5 protein-coding genes are annotated in these 4,287 nt (G+C 73.5%); 1 reads left to right on the top strand and 4 read right to left on the bottom strand.

Features of this window, described 5'->3' with window-relative positions; all coding sequences use genetic code 11:
- Positions 1 to 519: adenosylcobinamide-GDP ribazoletransferase (locus JNW98_RS05480; protein ID WP_223766925.1), on the bottom strand; the 519-nt coding region annotated here is incomplete at its 3' end.
- 130 nt (positions 520 to 649) lie between these two features.
- On the opposite strand from JNW98_RS05480, the gene JNW98_RS05475 reads away from it, so the two are divergent.
- Positions 650 to 1,387 (top strand): hypothetical protein, encoded by a 738-nt coding sequence (locus JNW98_RS05475; RefSeq protein ID WP_223766924.1) that lies wholly within the window; start codon positions 650 to 652, stop codon positions 1,385 to 1,387.
- On the opposite strand, the gene JNW98_RS05470 is transcribed toward JNW98_RS05475, so the two are convergent.
- The 3 genes from JNW98_RS05470 to JNW98_RS05460 form a co-directional block, all read right to left on the bottom strand.
- Positions 1,354 to 2,157: a hypothetical protein gene (locus tag JNW98_RS05470; protein ID WP_223766923.1), complete on the bottom strand. Its 804-nt coding sequence runs from the start codon at positions 2,155 to 2,157 to the stop codon at positions 1,354 to 1,356. The genes JNW98_RS05475 and JNW98_RS05470 overlap by 34 nt on opposite strands.
- Positions 2,154 to 3,905: a phosphatidylglycerol lysyltransferase domain-containing protein gene (locus JNW98_RS05465; RefSeq protein WP_223766922.1), complete on the bottom strand. Its 1,752-nt coding sequence runs from the start codon at positions 3,903 to 3,905 to the stop codon at positions 2,154 to 2,156. The genes JNW98_RS05470 and JNW98_RS05465 overlap by 4 nt, the downstream gene beginning before the upstream one ends.
- Before the next feature lie 148 nt (positions 3,906 to 4,053).
- Positions 4,054 to 4,287, bottom strand: a 234-nt coding sequence (locus JNW98_RS05460) for a nicotinate-nucleotide--dimethylbenzimidazole phosphoribosyltransferase (RefSeq protein ID WP_223766921.1), incomplete at its 5' end; no start/stop codon positions are given.

The following is a 4,287-nucleotide window of genomic DNA, read 5'->3' as shown; positions in this document are numbered from 1 at the left end:
GCAGCGCGCGGCGACGGCCGCCACCAGGGCGGCGAGGGCGCCGCGCGCCCCGCCGGCGGCGAACTGGCCGTGCAGCGCGGCGACCTGCCCGAGCAGGACGAACACCAGGGTGACGACGCCGAACGGGCCGATGTCCGACTGCTTCATGATCCGCAGCGCGTCCTCGGCGGGCTTGCCGCTGCCCAGCCCGTCGGCGACGTCGGCCAGCCCGTCCAGGTGCAGCCCCCGGGTGAGCACCGCGGGCACGGCGGCGGCGGCCACCGCCGCGACGAGCGGGCCCGCGCCGAGCAGCAGCAGGAGCCAGCCCGTCGCACCGGCGCAGCCGCCGACGAGGAGCCCGGCGAGGGGCGCGGCGAGCATGCCCCCGCGCGCCGCCGCGCGGTCCCAGCGGGTCAGGCGGACGGGCAGTACGGTCAACGTGCCGAAGGCGAACCGGAGGGCGTCGCCGGCGGTGGCGCGGGGCGCGTCGGGAGCGGGTGTGCCGGGAGCGGGCGAGTCGGGAGCGGGCGTGTCGGTCATCGCGGGCAGGTTATCCCGGTGCCGCCGGGTGGTCCGGACGGTACGGGAGAGGCCCCGGAATGAACGCGGGGAGACGCCCGGTTGTCGATAAACTGCACGTCAGGGCGGAGTTCGGAAGTGCGGGAGTCCGATGGATCACTGGCTTGACCGCAACGTCGTCGAGCCGGGCAAGCTGCCCCTGCTGGCGGCCCTGACCGCGTTCGTGCTGACGTTCGTGGTCACCCGGATCATCACCCGGCTCATCCGGGCGGGCAAGGGCCCCTTCCGCAACATCCGCCCCGGCGGTCTGCACGTCCACCACGTCGTCCCCGGCGTGGTGCTGATGGTGATCGGCGGCTTCGGCGCGGTGGCGGCGGGCCGGCACGGGCTCGGCGCGCTGGCCGCGGCGGTCCTCTTCGGCGCCGGCGCCGGTCTGGTGCTGGACGAGTTCGCGCTGATCCTGCACCTCGACGACGTCTACTGGACCGAACAGGGCCGCAAGAGCGTGGAGATCGTGGTGCTGACGGCGGCTCTGGTCGCCCTGGTCCTCTTCGGGTTCTCCCCCTTCGGGGTGAACGAGCTGACGCCACAGGAACTGCGCAGCCGCAGCATCCTGGTCTCGGACATCCTGCTCAACTTCCTGATCGCGCTGTTCGCATTGGCGAAGGGCAAGCCGCGGATAGCGCTCATCGGCGCGGTGGTGCCGCTGGTGGCGCTGATCGGCGCGGTGCGGCTGGCCCGCCCCGGCTCGCCGTGGGCCCGCCGCTTCTACCGCAACCGCCCGCGCGCCCGCCGCCGGGCCCGGGTGCGGGCCTACCGGCACGACGCCCGCTGGAACGCGGTCCGCAACCGGCTTCACGACCTCGTCGCCGGCGCCCCGGACCGCTGACCCCCGCCCGACCGCCGGCCCCCGCCGCCGGGGCTTCCGGTACTCCCAGGGCTGCCCATGCTTCCCGGGCCCCCAGGACTCCCCGGACCGCCCCGGAAGCGGTCGTCCCGCGGCTTGCGGCGGCGTCGGCGCAGCTCGTCCGCCGCGCTCAGCACCAGCATCGCCACGACGGCCGCGATGTGCTCCTTGCCGGCCAGGTTGGGCTTGGCGGCCACCTCGGCCGCCATCGCCAGCACCACCACCGCGCAGGTGATCCAGGCCCGGTAGCGCCAGGACACGTACACCGCCAGCCCGACCACGGCCGCCGACGGGCCGGTGTCGACCACCTTGGCGGCCTCCGGCGGCAGCCCCAGCCAGTTCGGGCCCAGGGCGATGGCCAGCCGGGCGTACATCGTCCCGGCCAGCGTGGCGGTGTAGGCGATGCCCAGGGTCCGCCACCGGCCCAGGCAGATCTCCGCGATCCCGAAGACGATCAGCACCTGGGCGAGCGCCCCCCAGACGGGCAGGTCCAGCGCCGGGACGAACAGCGACAGCGGCGTCCGCAGCAGCGCCAGCCACCACGGCAGCTCGGCCCGTACCGACCCCGCCGCCTGGACGGGACCGTAACCCCAGGGCCGGTTCTGCACCGTCTGGAGGACGAGGGTGAGGGCGACCGCCGAGAGCGTCAGCGGGATCGCCCGGAGCCGGTCGCGGGCGAGCGCGTCCGTCACGGTCGCGGCGAGCGGGCCCCATTCGGTGCGCGCGGCGCGTCGGAGCGCCGCACGGTTCATCGCCGGCTCTCCAGATGCTTGCGGTTCAGCCACTTGGGCAGCCCGGGAGCCTCCAGGAAGCCCTCCGCGCGGGCACTCGCGACACCGATCCGCAGCAGGTCACTGCTCTTCTCGAACAGCATGAAACGAGGCTCCCAGATGGGCCGGTACTTCGCATTCGCGCGGTACAGCGACTCGATCTGCCACCAGCGCGAGAAGAAGCTCAGCAGCGAGCGCCAGGCCCGCAGCACCGGCCCGGCGCCGAGCCGGGAGCCGCGCTCGAAGACCGAGCGGAACATCGCGAAGTTCAGCGACACCTGGGCGATGCGCAGCTCCTTCGCCCGCTGGAGGAGCTCGATCACCATGAACTCCATCAGGCCGTTCTCGGAGTCCCGGTCCCGGCGCATCAGGTCCAGCGAGAGGCCCTTGGGGCCCCACGGCACGAAGCTCAGCAGCGCCCGCAGCTCGCCCTTGCCGTCGTGGCACTCCAGCATCACGCAGCGCCCGTCGTCCGGGTCGCCCAGCCGGCCCAGCGCCATCGAGAAGCCGCGCTCGGTCGCCCCGTCGCGCCAGTCGTCCGCGCGCCGCAGCAGCTCGGCCATCTCCTCCTCGGGAATGTCCTCGTGCCGCCGGATGCGGACCGTGTACCCGGCCCGCTTCACCCGGTTGAACGCCTGCCGGACGGTGCGCATGGCCCGTCCCTCCAGGGTGAACTCCGCGGTGTCGACGATGGCCTCGTCACCGAGTTCGAGGGCGTCCATGCCGTGCCGGGCGTAGACGGTGCCGCCCTCCTCGCTCGCCCCCATCACGGCCGGGATCCAGCCGTGCGCCCGGGCCTCGGCCAGCCAGGGCTCGATCGCCCCCGGCCACGCCTCGGGATCGCCGAGCGGATCGCCCGACGCCAGCGAGACCCCGCCGACCACCCGGTAGGTGACCGCCGCCTTCCCGGACGGCGACCACACGACGCTCTTCTCGCGGCGCAGCGCGAAGTAGCCCAGCGAGTCCCGGTCGCCGTACTTGTCGAGCAGCGCCCGCAGCCGCGCCTCGTCCTCGGGCGTCAGCGGGTCGGTGGCCCGGCGGGAACGGAACGCCGCCCACACCACCAGCACCAGCAGCACCGTGCTCATCACGTTGATGGTGACGTTGACCCAGTCCGGGGTGTCGATCGCCGGGAACGGGCTGTCGTCGCTCGCCAGGAAGATCAGCCGCCGCACGCCGTAGCGCCAGCGCTCCCAGAACGTGGAGCGGTACGCGTCCCCCGCCTGGTTGGTGACCGTCACCAGGAACGCGGCGATCAGCGAGCAGACGAGCAGGCCGCCGGCCGCGACCGCCGCCGCGAGCTTGGGGTTGGAGCGGTCGCCGACCGCGTAGAACTCCCGCCGGCCCACCACCAGGGCGGCCACGAACAGCGCCGTGAGCGCCACCGAGAACCAGTTCTGGCCGTGCGCCCGGAACTCCGGGAACCACATCAGCAGCGCCAGCAGCAGCAGGAGCACCCCGGCCAGCGCCAGGTTGAGGATCCACGCGGCCCGTTTGCGGCGGCGCAGGGTCACCGCCATGAACGCCGACACCACGGCCGACGTGAAACTGGCCTCCAGCAGATACGGCGTGAAGTAGTCGTCGACGCTGTGCCGCCGGATGCTGGCCCCGAAGGACACCCACACCGCGCTGAGCAGATTGACGAAGGCGGCGGTACGCAGGTACCACACGGCGAAGGCTGCGGCGCGCCGGGGCCAGGGGCCGGGGCGCGCCTCGTCATCCGGAGTCAAGCGGACTTCTCCCGAAAGGCGACGGAACGGTGAGGAGGGGACGGGACGCACGGCGTAGCCCCCCACGTTTCCGCTGCCGGTGACCGCTGTCGAGACCTTCCGGTCCGTGTCGGCTCCGTGTCGGTTCCGTGTCGGCTCCGAGTCGGCCTCAGCCGCGTTCGGGAAGCTCCGCCGCGAGGGACGCCGCGGCCCGTACCAGTGGCAGAGCGAGCAGCGCCCCCGTTCCCTCGCCCAGTGTGACGCCGTGATCGAGGAGAGGGTTGAGCGCGATCCGGTCGAGCGCCTTCGCCTGGGCCGGATCACCGCTGTTCTGCCCGGCCAGCCACCAGTCCGGCGCACGGAAGGCGACACGCTGCGCGACGAGGGCGCACGCCGCCGACAC

It is taken from the genome of Streptomyces huiliensis, from assembly GCF_020037025.1.
GTDB lineage: Bacteria > Actinomycetota > Actinomycetes > Streptomycetales > Streptomycetaceae > Streptomyces > Streptomyces huiliensis.
The sequence above is the reverse complement of the archived record's forward strand: the minus strand, read 5'-3'. Positions and strand labels throughout refer to the sequence as shown.

Bases quoted from the DNA above. Each gene is read 5' to 3' on its own strand.
- JNW98_RS05475 (WP_223766924.1), top strand. From the start codon at position 650: ATGGATCACTGGCTTGACCGCAACGTCGTCGAGCCGGGCAAGCTGCCC.
- JNW98_RS05470 (WP_223766923.1), bottom strand. From the start codon at position 2,157: ATGAACCGTGCGGCGCTCCGACGCGCCGCGCGCACCGAATGGGGCCCG.